15 protein-coding genes are annotated in these 13,633 nt (G+C 63.7%); 7 read left to right on the top strand and 8 right to left on the bottom strand.

Translation table 11 applies throughout. From position 1 onward, the window contains the following. Positions 1–11: 11 nt before the first annotated feature. Complete coding sequence (locus X726_RS143760) at positions 12–476, bottom strand: MarR family winged helix-turn-helix transcriptional regulator (RefSeq protein WP_023672426.1); 465 nt, start codon at positions 474–476, stop codon at positions 12–14. 181 nt (positions 477–657) lie between these two features. Between X726_RS143760 and X726_RS143755 the strand changes: the two genes are divergently transcribed. Then, positions 658–1,452: an SDR family oxidoreductase gene (locus X726_RS143755; RefSeq protein ID WP_023672427.1), complete on the top strand. Its 795-nt coding sequence runs from the start codon at positions 658–660 to the stop codon at positions 1,450–1,452. A gap of 160 nt (positions 1,453–1,612) precedes the next feature. Here X726_RS143755 and X726_RS143750 read toward each other — a convergent pair whose 3' ends face one another. After that, positions 1,613–2,212: a LysE family translocator gene (locus tag X726_RS143750; RefSeq protein ID WP_023672428.1), complete on the bottom strand. Its 600-nt coding sequence runs from the start codon at positions 2,210–2,212 to the stop codon at positions 1,613–1,615. Between the two features lie 96 nt (positions 2,213–2,308). On the opposite strand from X726_RS143750, the gene X726_RS143745 reads away from it, so the two are divergent. Further along, positions 2,309–3,178 carry a LysR family transcriptional regulator gene (locus X726_RS143745; RefSeq protein ID WP_023672429.1) on the top strand — a complete coding sequence of 290 codons (870 nt, stop codon included), beginning with the start codon at positions 2,309–2,311 and terminating at the stop codon, positions 3,176–3,178. A 191-nt stretch (positions 3,179–3,369) separates the two neighbouring features. Here the strand turns inward: X726_RS143745 and X726_RS143740 are convergent, their stop codons facing one another. The 3 genes from X726_RS143740 to X726_RS143730 all read right to left on the bottom strand — a co-directional run bounded on the left by X726_RS143740 (position 3,370) and on the right by X726_RS143730 (position 6,407). Next, a complete protein-coding gene (locus X726_RS143740; protein ID WP_023672430.1) occupies positions 3,370–4,020 on the bottom strand; it encodes a dihydrofolate reductase family protein in 651 nt (216 codons plus the stop codon). A 117-nt stretch (positions 4,021–4,137) separates the two neighbouring features. Next, the gene (locus X726_RS143735; protein WP_023672431.1) at positions 4,138–4,995 is read right to left on the bottom strand and encodes a protein-L-isoaspartate O-methyltransferase; all 858 of its coding nucleotides are present in this window, start codon (positions 4,993–4,995) and stop codon (positions 4,138–4,140) included. 53 nt (positions 4,996–5,048) lie between these two features. Beyond that, entirely contained in the window at positions 5,049–6,407 is a 1,359-nt protein-coding gene (locus tag X726_RS143730; RefSeq protein WP_023672432.1) for an Nramp family divalent metal transporter, read from the bottom strand. A gap of 257 nt (positions 6,408–6,664) precedes the next feature. Here X726_RS143730 and mntR point away from each other — a divergent pair, with 257 nt between their 5' ends. After that, the gene (gene mntR / locus X726_RS143725; RefSeq protein WP_023672433.1) at positions 6,665–7,120 is read left to right on the top strand and encodes a manganese-binding transcriptional regulator MntR; all 456 of its coding nucleotides are present in this window, start codon (positions 6,665–6,667) and stop codon (positions 7,118–7,120) included. A 91-nt stretch (positions 7,121–7,211) separates the two neighbouring features. After that, positions 7,212–7,400, top strand: a complete 189-nt coding sequence (locus X726_RS143720) for a hypothetical protein (RefSeq protein ID WP_023672434.1) — start codon at positions 7,212–7,214, stop codon at positions 7,398–7,400. Positions 7,401–7,428: 28 nt separating this feature from the next. On the opposite strand, the gene X726_RS143715 is transcribed toward X726_RS143720, so the two are convergent. After that, complete coding sequence (locus X726_RS143715) at positions 7,429–9,495, bottom strand: hypothetical protein (protein WP_031215366.1); 2,067 nt, start codon at positions 9,493–9,495, stop codon at positions 7,429–7,431. 186 nt (positions 9,496–9,681) lie between these two features. Here X726_RS143715 and X726_RS143710 point away from each other — a divergent pair, with 186 nt between their 5' ends. The 3 genes from X726_RS143710 to X726_RS143700 all read left to right on the top strand — a co-directional run bounded on the left by X726_RS143710 (position 9,682) and on the right by X726_RS143700 (position 12,976). After that, positions 9,682–10,617, top strand: a complete 936-nt coding sequence (locus tag X726_RS143710) for a neutral zinc metallopeptidase (RefSeq protein WP_023672436.1) — start codon at positions 9,682–9,684, stop codon at positions 10,615–10,617. A gap of 176 nt (positions 10,618–10,793) precedes the next feature. Beyond that, on the top strand, positions 10,794–12,059 hold the full coding sequence (locus X726_RS143705; RefSeq protein ID WP_023672437.1) for a tetracycline resistance MFS efflux pump: 1,266 nt from the start codon (positions 10,794–10,796) through the stop codon (positions 12,057–12,059). Further along, positions 12,056–12,976 carry an aldo/keto reductase gene (locus X726_RS143700; RefSeq protein ID WP_023672438.1) on the top strand — a complete coding sequence of 307 codons (921 nt, stop codon included), beginning with the start codon at positions 12,056–12,058 and terminating at the stop codon, positions 12,974–12,976. Before X726_RS143705 ends, X726_RS143700 begins: the two co-directional genes overlap by 4 nt. A 9-nt stretch (positions 12,977–12,985) precedes the next feature. On the opposite strand, the gene X726_RS1000000172490 is transcribed toward X726_RS143700, so the two are convergent. Further along, positions 12,986–13,183 carry a helix-turn-helix transcriptional regulator gene (locus tag X726_RS1000000172490; RefSeq protein WP_348524580.1) on the bottom strand — a complete coding sequence of 66 codons (198 nt, stop codon included), beginning with the start codon at positions 13,181–13,183 and terminating at the stop codon, positions 12,986–12,988. After that, entirely contained in the window at positions 13,110–13,370 is a 261-nt protein-coding gene (locus X726_RS01000000167445) for a hypothetical protein (protein WP_245260143.1), read from the bottom strand. The genes X726_RS1000000172490 and X726_RS01000000167445 overlap by 74 nt, the downstream gene beginning before the upstream one ends. Positions 13,371–13,633 lie beyond the last annotated feature (263 nt).

Raw genomic sequence — 13,633 nt, forward strand, 5'->3', positions numbered from 1 at the left:
CGGCCGCTCTTTCAGCTTGAAGGGGCGGCCGCGGGCACGTCGTAGTCCAGCGCCGCGACTTCATCCAGCATAGCGCGCAGATCTGCCGCTCGTTGCGGGCCGACCAGCGCCTCGAAGCGCTGCTGGGCAATGGTCCACAATTTCGTCGTCTCCTCGAGCTTGGCCAGGCCTTGGTCGGTCAGCCGCACCCGCTTGACGCGGCGATCGTCCTTGTCAGCGAAGGTGTCGACATAGCCGTCGCGGATCAGCGGCTTCAGCGTGTGGCCGAGCGCCGAGAGATCCATGACCATCGCTTCGGCTATCGTGCCCATCGCCGGCTCGTTGCTGACATGGATCTGGTAGAGCAGGCCGTACTGCGTGCCCTTCAGACCCGAAGGCGAGATTACATCGTCATAGAAGCGGCCGAGCTTGCGCGCGGCCCGCCGCAGCGTGGCGTTGTTGCAAAGGCTAAATCCCGGCAGCGCGGTCTTGCTCATCACGACTCCTTGCCGGCAAAACCGCTGCCGGCCTGCCGCAGAAATAGTTTCTGCCGCCTCCGTTGACAAGATGGTGGTATATGCCTACTTCCCGGAAAGTGGTATATGCCACTAATTGGAGATCAGGGCGGGATGAGGGTTCATCGACCTGTCTCGCCGGGCAGAAAAAAGGAACAGGACAATGAGTGGACAGGACAACAAGGGTACCGCAGTCGTCACCGGCGCATCGGCCGGCATAGGTGCTGTCTATGCCGACCGGCTGGCCGGGCAGGGCTACGATCTGGTGCTGGTGGCGCGGCGCGCCGACCGGCTGCAGGAACTGGCTGAAAAGCTGCGATATGCTTACAAGCGCAAGGTCAGCGTGATATCAGCCGATCTTGCCGAGGACAATGATGTGCGCCGCGTCGAGCAAGCGATCGCAGCCGACGACAGCGTCACGCTGCTGGTCAACAATGCCGGCATTGGTGGCCAGGCCGTGGTGGCAACGGCCGACGCCGACGAGGCCGAGCGCATGATCAAGGTCAACGTCATCGCCTTGACCCGCCTGACCCGCGCCGTTCTGCCGGGGCTTCTTGCGCGCAACCGCGGCGCCATCGTCAACATCGCCTCTGTGCTCGCCTATGATACCTCGTTCGGCGGCATCTACAGCGGCACCAAGGCCTATGTCGTCAACTTCACCGAGGCCCTGCACCGCGAAGTCGCCGGCACCAATGTGAAGGTGCAGGCGGTGCTGCCGGGCGCGACCCGCACCGATTTCTGGGAGCTTGCCGGCGGCGACATCGACAATCTGCCGAAGGAGATCATCATGTCCGCCGACGATATGGTCGATGCCGCGCTTGTGGGCCTATCCAGGGGCGAAGCCGTCACCGTGCCGGCACTTGCCGATGCGACCAAGCTCGACACCTTCCTCGGCGCAAGGCAAGTCTTCTACGGCAGCCTGCACGCCGACAAGCCTGCTGCCCGCTATGCTGCTTGAGAGTAGCTGGTTCGCTTCGCGAACCAGGACCCCCACCCCGCTCACTTCGTTCGCGGCCCTCCCCACAAGGGGGAGGGTAAAGTGCGCGCTCCCCTACCTCCCCTTTGTGGGGAGGTCGGACCGCAGGTCCGGGTGGGGGTACTGGCGCCGACCTCTGCGTTTACGCTCCCCGCCACATCGGTATGATCGATGCAGCCAGCACCAGCGCCAGCACGATGTTGAGCGCGCGCCATTGCCATTCGGTCTCGAGCAGCCGTGCCAGCACCATGCCCGCCACGCACCAGATCGACAGCGAGACGGCTGCAGTGAGGCCGAAGGTCGAGCCGAGCAGCAGCGCGAGTTGTCCCGGCCCGTCGGCAAGGGCTGCGAACGAGGCCGCCGCCCCCAGTCCCATCGCCCAGCCCTTCGGGTTCATCCATTGAATGCCGGCGCCGCCGAAGAAGCTGTTGGGTTTTGCCATCGCCACATCGAGATTAGGCGGCCCGGCGCGGCCGATCTTGATTGCCAGCCAGATGAGATAGAGCGAGCCGATGATTTTCATCGCCAGTTGCAGCGAAGGCATAGCCAGCAGCAGACCGGCGAGCCCGGCGGCGGCAGCAGCGGTCACGGTGGCGAGGCCGGCAGCGCTGCCGATCAATAGGGGAACGGAACGGCGAAAGCCGAACTGCGCACCTGAAGCAGTCGACAGGGTGGTGGCGATTCCCGGCGTGACGGTGGCCACGAAGGCAAACAGGATGAGCGGAAAGATGGGCTGCAACATGAGGCGTCCTCCATCGAAGGCCCTACGGTAGACTTCTGCATACTTCAGTAAATGCAATGTTTGCGATGGTTGGCATTAGCAGATATAATGCCAACCATGATCCGTAACCTCGACACAGCGCTGATCCGCACCTTCGTCACTGTCGCCGACAAAGCCAGCATGACAGCGGCGGCGAACGCGCTGCATCTGACGCAAGGCGCCGTCAGCCAGCAGATCAAAAGGCTGGAGGAGGCGCTGGGCTGCAGCCTGTTCGAGCGCGACCGGCGTGGCTTGCGGCTGACGCGGCCCGGCGAGCGGCTGTTCGGCAAGGGCAAACGGTTGCTTGGCCTCAATGACGAGATCTGGGCCGAGATGGCGGGCACCGAGGTCGCCGGCCAGGTGCGGCTCGGTGTTCCCTATGACCTTGTCGGCACCTTGCTGGCGCCGGTGCTGAAAGCCTATGCCGAGACCTATCCGAAGATCGAGATATCCCTACTCTGCGCCGCCTCGCCGGATCTTGCCGCGGCCCTTGCGGCCGGCACCATCGATCTTGCCGTCATCGAGGAACGGGTTGGCCCGTCGGCCGGCGAATGCCTGGCCATTGACCGGCTGGTCTGGGTCGGGGCCAAGGGCGGAGTCGCCCGTGCCAAGCGGCCGCTGCCGGTGTCGATCGTCGCCGACACCTGCGCCTTCCGACCGGTGGTGCTGTCGGCGCTGAACGAGCACGGGCTGGAATGGCGCACCGTGTTCGAGAACGGCAACATCGACGCGACGACCGCGACAGTGCGCTCCGACCTTGCCGTCACCGCCTGGCTGGCCTCCACCGTGCCTGCCGATCTTGACATCCTGGCTTTTGATGCCGGGCTGCCGCCGCTGCCGAATTTTTCCATCAATCTGCATTTGCCGAAGTACGGCACGGCGCCGGCAGCGCAGGAGTTCGCGCGGTATATCCGGGGTGGGTTGGCACGGCGGGCTGTGGCGGCTTAACAGAACTTGGATTTGCTCTCCCCCGTCGATCGGGGGAGAGGTGTCGAGCGAAGCTCGACGGAGTGGGGGTCGCCCTTTAACTCGGTGCGGGAAGATTCTTGCGCCTTGGTGGTTCCCCCACTCCGTCGCTGCTTCGCAGCGCCACCTCTCCCGCCTCCGGAGGGAGAGGAAAGGTGCCAAGCCTGTCCCTGTCACTTCCAGTTCTTACGGCGCTCGAGCTCGGCCTCTGACGGCTCTTGCGTGGCGAACGACCCGACCTTGACCTCACCCCCGCGTTCGTAGGTCGCCATGATGACGCCGGTGGTGGTAGCCTGCGACTTGACGAGCTTGAAAGCGGCCGGCATCGCACCACCATCGAACAGCCGCTTGCCCTTGCCCAGCAGCAGCGGGAAGATCATCAGCCGGATTTCGTCGATCAGACCGTTGGCCAGCAAGGTCTGGATCAGTTCGCTCGAACCCTGGATGAGCAGGTCAGGCCCATCTTCCTTCTTGAGGCGGCGCAACGCCGCGACGATATCTTCTCCAAGCCATTTCGTATTTTCCCAGGTGAGCGAATCCGGCCGATGCGTCGCCACATATTTAGTCGCAGGGTTGAAGGCATCTCCGATGGCATCTTTCTGATACGGCCAGTAAGCGGCGAAGATGTCGTAGGTTCTGCGGCCGAGCAGCAGGGCGAAGGGTTTGGAGAACAATTCCTCCATGGCCACCCCCGCCACCTCGTCGAAGTAGTGGAACGTCCAACCGCCGAATTCGAAGCCGCCAACCGGGTCTTCTTCCGGGCCGCCTGGCGCCTGCATGACGCCGTCGAGGCTGACGAAGGTGGCTGCGATGATCTTTCGCATTGGATTTTCCTTTTCCAGGATCCGCGCCGTCAGGGCCGGATTTCGATCTAAGGACGGACAGGCCGGCGGCCGCCCGACAGGCGTTGGCAAAAAAACGCTGCCGGCCGACAAGGGTACCTACCGCCGTCGCTCGCCGCCAAGCGCCTGCGGCGAAAACCAGACATCGCCGATGATGGCGGTGGCGGTCCGGTCCGGCGCCCTGTCTGATGTCAGCCAGATCGAACGGCTGCGCGCGGCCTTCTGGAGGTCGGGGATTTTGGCCGCCGGTCCGGCCGCCGAGGCGCCGACGCAGGGGATGAACGACGAGCGCATGAAGGGGTCGCAGGCAAAGCCCTTGTCGGTGCGGGTTACCATCACGGCCAGGCCGACGCCCTGAGACGGACGCCAGGGAAAGATCATGCGGCCACCGGGTTTCAGCGCCCGCAGCCAGGCAGCCGGCGGTGCGACGACACCGGCATTGACATAGATGATGTCGGACGGCGGCAGATCGCCGGTGACGGCATCGCCGTGGATGACGCTTACATTGCCGTAGGTCTCGAGATTCTTTGTCGCTCTGGCAGCAAGATCGGCCTCCATTTCGAAGGCGGTCACCGGGCCGGGCGCAACCAGCCGGGCCAGCAAGGCGGTGTAGTAGCCGGTGCCGGCGCCGATATGGGTGACGGCCTCGTCCAGTCTGGGGGCGATCCTGCCTATCCACATGGCGTGCAGGGAGGGTTCGCCATTGTTGATGCCCTTGTCGGCATCGAGCGCCACCAGCACGTCCTGATAGATGTGAACAGGATCGGCGCTCGGCGTCATGATCTTGCCGTTGCCGGTGGCGAGCGCCCTGCCGGCGACTACCGCCCAGGGTCCGGCCCCGAGAAAGGCCTCGCGCGGCACGGTGGCAAACGCCTCTTCGAGGCGCGGGTCGGCCGAGCCGGCATTGGCCGCCATCAGTTGCGCGTAAAATTTCCTGGCGTCTTCGACACTTGTCATGATGGCGATCAAGATAGCGCAAGCGGCCGGTTTGTCGCGGTCGGGAATGAAACTCAGCCGACGCCGAAGACGGTGTCGTAGAGCAGCTTGAAGTTGAGCACCAGGATGACCGCCGCGACGACCCAGGCGAGGACCGCCACGCCGCGGGGAATGGCAAGGTTGCCCATCTTCTTCTTGTCGGAGACGAACTGCACCAGCGGGATGACTGCGAAGGGCAGCTGCATCGACAGTACCACCTGGCTGAAGACCAGCAACTGGCCGGTGCCCTTTTCGCCATAGAGCGCGGTGACGACCACCACCGGGACGATGGCGATGCCGCGCGTCAGCAGCCGGCGCGCCCATTGCGGAATGCGCAGGCGCAAAAAGCCTTCCATGACGATCTGGCCGGCAAGCGTTGCCGTAACCGTCGAGTTGAGGCCGGAGGCCAGCAGCGCCACCGCAAACAGGATGGAGGCGATGCCGAGGCCGAGCAGTGGCGACAAGAGCTCGAAGGCTTGGCCGATCTCGGCGACATCCTGATGGCCGGTGCCATGGAAGGCCACCGCCGAGACGATCAGGATCGAGGCGTTGACGAACAGCGCCAGGACGAGCGCGATGGTCGAGTCCGTCGTCGCCCATTTAATGGCGTCGCGCTTGCCTTTTTCGGTCCGTTCATAGGCGCGTGTCTGTACGATCGAGGAGTGCAGGTAGAGATTGTGCGGCATCACCGTGGCGCCGATGATGCCGATGGCGATGTAGAGCATCGCCGGATTGGTGACGATCTCCGTCGACGGCACGAACATCGAATGCAGGATCGAGCCGACCGGAGGGGCAGCGGCAAAGATCTGGATGGCGAAACAGCCGAAGATGATGATCAAAAGCGCGATGACGAAGGCTTCGAGATAGCGGAAACCCTTGTTCATCAAGAGCAGCACGATGAAGGCGTCGAGCGCCGTCAGCAACGCGCCGCCGATCAGCGGAATGCCGAACAGAAGCTGCAGCGCGATCGCCGTGCCGATCACCTCGGCGAGGTCGCAGGCGATGATGGCGAGTTCGCAGGCGATCCACAGCACGAAACTGACGGGACGCGGATAATAGGCGCGGCAGGCCTGGGCGAGGTCGCGGCCGGTGGCGATGCCAAGCCGGGCGGCAAGCGCCTGCAGCAGGATCGCCATCAGGTTGGACAGCATGATGATGAACAATAGCGTGTAGCCGAACTGGGCGCCGCCGGCGAGGTCGGTGGCCCAGTTGCCCGGATCCATATAGCCGACCGAGACCATGTAGCCCGGTCCCATGAAGGCGAACAGGCGACGGAACCAGACGCCGGACTGCGGCACCGCGATCGTGGAGTTCACCTCGCGCAGGCTGGGAGGATTGTCCTCCGGCCTGTCAAATCGCCAGGATGATCCCAAGGTAGCGTCAGCTTCGGACATGGAGGGCTTTCCACTGGGTGGATCGGTTGACGTCATCCTATCTATGCCAGGGCTCAACATTATGCAATAGGCTATATTTCATTGTATGTGCTTCCTGTTGCGCCGACCGGCAGGCCGGCCGGGGATCGCAAACGCCGGTTGCGCCTACCATGGAATGGAAATAAACGGCTGGAACAGTTAAGCCCGTGCTATGAATGGCAAAGGGCGATTGCTTTGCCCAAAGCCGATTCTTGTCAAAAGATAGGAAGGAGCGCGTGTTGGCGCTGAAGCACAGACCGGTTGGACGCGAGGAGCCGCTGCCTGACGCCGAGATTCATTCGAAAGGGTTCCGGCAGCAGCGCGAAGCGCGCCGCGGCGCGCTGGTCGAGGATTATGTCGAGCTGATCGCCGACCTGATCGAGGACGGCAATGAGGCGCGTCAGGTCGATATTGCTGCGCGGCTCGGTGTCGCCCAGCCGACGGTGGCCAAGATGCTGACCAGGCTGTGCGCCGACGGGCTCGTTTCCAGAAAACCCTATCGCGGTGTGTTCCTGACCGACGCCGGGCGCAAGGTGGCGGAAGAGAGCCGCATCCGCCACCAGACGGTAGAAGCGTTTTTGCGTTCGCTCGGTGTCAGCGCCGAGACGGCGCGCATCGATGCCGAGGGCATCGAGCATCATGTCAGCGCCGAGACGCTGGAAGCCTTTCGCAAGGCGATGATCGCGCCGCGCTGAGGGGTGCCGGGGCCGCACCACTGGAACCTCCGCACGTCAGGCTCGTTGCTCCTGACGTTGCGCGTGATTGTCGCGCGCCAAGGAGGAAAACATGGGCGTCGAACAGGCACCGACCGCGAAGGGCAAGCAGGCGGCCGAGGGTTTGAGGCAGGCAGCGGCAAAGGACGAACGCAAGACCGAGGTCGAAACCGGCCATGCGCTGAAAAAGGGCGCCGCGCGTTTCGAGGAACGCTCCAAAAGCTCGGACGGCAAAAGCGCCGGCACCAAGCAGAAGATCTGAGTTCTGTTCGCAAGCGGCAACCTGCCGCTCATTCCTCGGTGTCCTGCACCCAACTGCGCGGATGGCCGTCGACGCGGAACTGGAATATGAAATAGGGCGGAATGCAGGAGCCCTTGCCAGGCTTGGCTGCGGCCAGATCGTCGTAGCCGGCGGTGCAGATATAGTCCTCGCGGCAGGGATGCGCCTTGTCGCAGGCGCGCAGGCCGGCGGTCTTGGTGAATTCCTTGGTGCAGAATTTGTGGTCCTTGCCCGACGCGATGCAGTCGTTGAAACCGGTCTTGGCGAGGCGGCCGCAAGTCGCCTCGTCGGGAAGCTTGTCGCAGCTTGCCTTGCGCAGCATGCCCCCGGGAAAGCCACCGGTCTTCTGCTCGGGGTTGTCGTAGCGTTGGCGCGCCGCGCCATAGCCGGCGAGCTTGATTACCGGTTTCTTGTCGCGCGCCGGATCGATAGCGCAGGCTTTTGCGGTGGCCGGCGACAGGCGGCAATATTTGTCGCTGCCCCAGCTCGACATCTTAATCTCGCCGAACTCGACGGGGTCGCCGACTGCGGTGGCCGCCTCGCTGACGCAGGTGCCGAAGCCCGGATGGATGTCGCTTTCATGGACGCCGGCGCAGCGCAGGCTTTCGCCGCAGCTCCAGTCCTTGAAGCTGGCATCCTTGCCGCTGTAGCAGATCGAGCCCCAGCCATTGTAGAGATCGGTGCCTTTCAGCGCTTCGGCGAGTTTGGCGTCCGGACGGGCGGCGAAGCCGCGTGAGAAATCCGGATGGCCGCCGGCGGCGAAGTCCTCGACGATGGCGCGGCGGCGAGGCAGGTCGGCGAAGAACACCGCCGAGCCGGGGACGAAGACGGCGTTGCGGCGCGGCTCGCTGGCCGGATCGGCGCCGGTGTAATGGAAGCCGGCAATGCCGTGCGTCTGGTGGCAGCCGGTGCAGGTCATTTCGTTGAGACGCAGATTGAAGCCGGCCACCGATTTCACGCTGCGCAGCTCGTTGCCCTTGGCGACATAGTCCTGCAGTGCCTTGTCGATGTCGGCATCGTCGAGCAGCCCATAGGCGATATTGTTTTGCGACCTGGCCATGCCGCCGGGTGCGACCGAGACGGCGCTGGTCGCCAGGAACTTGTCGTCGATGACCAACCGGCCGCGATCGAGGTCGTAGAGGTTGCGGTCGGTGAGCAGCCATTTGGCGAAGGCCGGCCGGTCGGCCAGAACCACTTTCCGGTCGATCTGGTTCTCCATCTTCGATTCCTGGAAGGTGGACGTCGTTGGGTCCCATTTGAAAATCTTGAGGAGATATTCGGCGTGGCCACCGAAGTCGCGGCGGCTCGAGGCCGACAGCCGGAGAACCTGCATGTTCAGCTCAAGCCGCATGATCTGCGACGAATTCAGCATGGCGTTGGAGAGCGGCCCTTCGTCGGAGCGCAGCCAGGCTGCCAGTTGCTCGGGCGCAAGGTTCTTCTGGCCGGCGGCGAGCCAGCGCTTGGCGATTTCGGCACAGGAAACGGCGGTGGCGCTTGGACGGTCTCTCGAAGCGCGGGGGCGAGCCTCGCCGGGCCTGGCGTTGAAGACCAGACCCATGGTCAGCGGCAGCCGCGACGAGATGCGTTGCGCTGTCTTTCCCTTCGTGGGCTTCTCCGCCACCGAATAGTGGAAGCGGTAGATCAGCCTGATCTCGCCGCATTCGGTGTGGCCGAGATAGCCGCGGTCCATGCGGTTGACGACGCCGGTCAGGTCGAGCGTCGAGCCGTCATCGTCGATGTATTTCGGGTTGAATTTCTGGCTGGTGTCCTTCGACTTGGCCATGGCCGCAACGTAAGGATCGGGGCTATTGGCAGGCTCGTCGGCGATCTCCTGCTTGACGGCGTTGCGCACAGGGGTCAGCGCGCGCACCGAAAACAGGCCCCGATTGTCGACCTCGCGCGTGAGACCCAGCGCCGGGCCGAGCAGGCGGCTGATCGAGAGGCCGCCACGCTCAAGCGCCTGCAATGTCTCGGGATCGGTTACGGCGACGCTGGAATCGAGCGTCACGGCGCGCGCCGGCGACGGGCCGAGGCATAGCACCACCGCCAGCAGCAGAAATCGACCGATTGTCCGCAAGTCCCCGACACCCCCGTTCGAACCGGATGCTACAGCGCGCATGCCGCCTCGACCAGAGTGCGAACACGATGCCGCTGCCACGAAAAATACTGTGACTTGGCGCAACCATTGCGATAATTGTCTGTTGGGTCGGACTGGGCCACGACATCGGCCACGCCAGCCGAAATTTGCATACGGGGAGTTGCCATGCTCTGGAAGGGCCGCCGTCAGAGTGACAATGTCGAGGACGAGCGCAGCGACAGCGGCGGCGGTGGTGGTTTCGGCGGCGGCAGCCCTGGCCAGTTCCGCATCCCGATCGGCGGCCGCACCGGCGGCGGCGGCAGCATATTGCTGGTCGTCCTCGTGGTGCTGGCCGGATGGTATTTCGGCTTCGACCCGTCGCAGATCCTGGGCAGCGGCGACGGCGGCGGCGTGCTGCCGGGTGGCGGTGGCCAGATTACCGACAACAGCGGCGGCCAGGACGACGGCGCCGGCACGCCTGCTTCCGACGAGATGAAGCAGTTCGTGGCGACCGTGCTGGCCGAGACCGAAGAGACCTGGACCGGCATCTTCCAGTCGCAGGGCCTGAAATACGAGGACCCGAAGCTTGTGCTGTTCAGCGGCCAGATCCGCTCGGCCTGCGGCTCCGCCTCGACGGCAGCCGGACCGTTCTATTGTCCCGGCGACCACAAGGTCTACCTCGACACCACCTTCTTCCAGCAGCTCGACCAGCAGTTCGGCGCCTCGGGGGATTTCGCCCAGGCATATGTGATCGCCCATGAAGTCGGTCACCATGTGCAGAACCTCACCGGCATCCTGCCCAAGTTCAACCAGATGCGGCAGTCGATGGGTGAGGCGGAAGCCAACCAGATGTCGGTGCGCATCGAGCTGCAGGCCGACTGCTTCGCCGGCGTTTGGGCGCATTTCACCGCGCAGAAGGGCATTCTGGAACAGGGCGACATCGAAGAGGCGCTCAACGCCGCCAAGCAGATCGGCGACGATACGCTGCAGAAGAAGATGCAGGGCTATGTCGTTCCGGAAAGCTTCAACCACGGGACGTCGCAGCAAAGGCAGACCTGGCTGGCGCGCGGCTACAAGAGCGGCAAGCTGTCGGATTGCAACACGCTGACCGGTCCGGTTTGAGGCGCTCGCAAGTTCCAGCCGACCGCGGTTCAAAGCGCATCCGTCGGCGGGCCGATTCACCACCGGCAACAGATGTCAGGAGGAGAACGCCTGAGGCGTTCTCCTATTGTTCCAAAGTGGCGCCTCGCCTATAACGGGCGCCCGCCCAAGGGCGGTCTCAGGGAGCAGACGCCATCATGATCGACCCCAAAACCGCCAGGCGGGGCCTTGCGCTCGTCTTCACCACGCTGCTGCTCGACATTATCGGCTTCGGCATGATCATGCCGGTGTTGCCGGCCTTTCTCAGGGAGCTTTCCGGCGTCGGCATCAGCGAAGCGGCGATCGAAGGCGGCTGGCTGTTCTTCGTCTATGCGGCGATGCAGTTCTTCTTCGCGCCAATCATGGGTGGATTGAGCGACCGCTTCGGGCGGCGGCCGATCCTGCTTGCCTCGGTGCTTACATTCTCGATCGACAATCTGATCTGCGCCATCGCCTGGTCCTATCCGATGCTGTTCATCGGCCGCGTGCTGGCCGGCGTTTCGGGCGCCAGCTATTCGACGACGTCGGCCTTCATTGCCGACATCTCGAACGACGACAACTGGGCGAAGAATTTCGGTCTGCTCGGCATCGCCTTCGGCGTCGGCTTCGTCATTGGGCCGGTGCTGGGCGGGCTGCTCGGCACGTTCGGGCCGCGAGTGCCGTTTTACTTTGCCGCCGGGCTTGCCTTCGTGAACTTCCTCATCGCCATGTTCTTCCTGCCTGAAACGCTCGATGAAAAGCACCGCCGCCGCTTCGAGTGGAAACGCGCCAACCCGGTCGGCACGCTGCTGCAGATGCGCCAATATCAGGGCATCGGCTGGATCGGGCTCGCCTTCTTCCTGATGACGCTCGGCCACATGATGTATCCTGCGGTGTGGTCGTTCGTGTCCAATTATCGTTATGGCTGGAGCGAGCAGCAGATCGGCTTCTCGCTCGGCGCCTTCGGCCTGTGTGGGGCGATCGTCATGGCGACGGTGCTGCCGCGCGTGATCCCCAAACTTGGCGAATGGAGGACGGCGGTGATCGGCCTGACATTTACTGCGGCCAGCGCCTTCGGCTACGCCTTCGCCTCGCAAGGCTGGATGATCTATGCGGTGATCGTCGTCGGCTGCCTCGAAGCACTGGCCGATCCGCCGCTGAGAAGCCTTGCCGCCGCCAAGGTGCCGCCATCGGCGCAAGGCGAATTGCAGGGTGCGATGACGTCGATCTTCTCGATCACCTCGATCATCACGCCGCTGCTCTACACCGCGATCTTTTCCTGGTTCACCGGACCGAATGCGCCCGTAGTGTTCGGCGGCGCCCCCTATCTGGTTGGCGCGTGCTTCCTGACGCTTGCCGTCATTGTCTTTGTGACGAAAGTTGCGAGGCCGACGGCGGTGAGAAGCGTTGCCACCGGCGCTGCGGAAGATGGAGCCCAGATATGAGCCATGACAGCCGCATAGAGCTGACCAAGGACGGTTTGTCGCTGTCGCGGCTGGTGTTCGGCGCCTGGCGCCTGCTCGACAGCGCCGCGCGCCCGGACGCCGACCAGATCGCGCGGCTGATCGGCACTGCGGTCGATCTCGGCCTTACCAGCTTCGACCATGCCGATATTTACGGGCATTACCAGGTGGAAGCTGCCTTTGGCGCCGGCTTGTCGCGCTGGAAGGGCAAGCGCGATAGCATCGAGCTGATCTCGAAATGCGACATCATTCTGGCATCGGCCAACCGGCCTCAGAACCGGCTGAAGCATTACGACACCAGTGCGGCCCACATTGCCGCCTCGGTCGACCGTTCGCTCGCCAATCTCGGCACCGACTATCTCGACCTGTTGCTGCTGCACCGACCGGATCCGCTGATGGATGCCGACGAGACGGCGGCGGCCCTTGCCGGGCTGGTCAAGTCGGGCAAGGTGAGAGCGGTCGGGGTCTCCAATTTCACGCCGTCGCAGTTCGACCTTCTGGCTTCGCGGCTGCCGTTTGCCTTGGCCACCAACCAGATCGAGATGTCGGTGCTGAAAACCAATGCGCTGGTGGATGGCAGCCTCGATCACGCGCAACGCCTCGGCTATGCGCCGATGATCTGGTCGCCGCTCGGCGGCGGCTTGCTGTTCACCGGCAAGGAAGGGCGCGAGGCGCGGGTCAGGGCGGCAATCGCGGCGGTGGCTGCCGAGATCGGCGCCGGCGATCTCGCCGCCGTCGCCATCGCCTGGCTGCTGCGTCATCCGGCGCGGCTGGCGCCGGTGCTCGGCACGATGAAGCCCGAGCGGCTGGCCGTCATGGTCAAGGCGCTGGAGATCGACCTCGACCGCCAGCAATGGTTTGCCATACTGGAGGCCAGCGAAGGCCGGCCGGTGGCGTAAGGTTAGATACTAGGCTTCGATCCATTCGCTGGGCACGTCCAATGCCTTCGACAGCATGGTGCTGGTTTGCGCCGATGGCTTGCGGCGATTGGATTCAAGGTCCGACAGGAAGCCCTGGCTGACACCGATGGCATCAGCGAACTCGCCCTGCGTCAGCTTGCGCCAGTTGCGCAGCGCCTTGAGCCCGGCTGGAACCTCGCAAAATATCCATGGTCACCTCGGCGGGCAGAGGCTTTTCCGTTTTGAACTCGGCCTTCCGCTCATCGTAGATCGCCACATCCGCAGCGTCTTCTCTGGCTTCTTCGGCGGCATGCAGCAATGCCTCGTAGTCAGCCTTCGGGATGACGACCAGTTCTTCCCCGGTTGAAGTCCTTATGATTTGCGGAGCGTTCATGATGTGCTGTCCTATGGCCGGCTGTAGGTCGTCGTTTCGCGCTTGCCGATGTAGATCGCGAGGATTGTCGTGCGATCTTCATCAATATAACGCGGTAGCAACCGATCCGAAGTCTGTAACCGTCTCGGCCGGCAAGACGTTCTACATCCCCACGCCCGCTGATGGCATAAGTGTTCAAACCCTCAGAGACCTGCTCGCGGACATCGGCCGGCAGGTTGTCGAGATCGCGAGCTGCCGACACCGAGAGGATGATCGTCTTCACT

Origin of the sequence: Mesorhizobium sp. LSJC285A00 (assembly GCF_000503155.1) — a bacterium.
GTDB lineage: Bacteria > Pseudomonadota > Alphaproteobacteria > Rhizobiales > Rhizobiaceae > Mesorhizobium.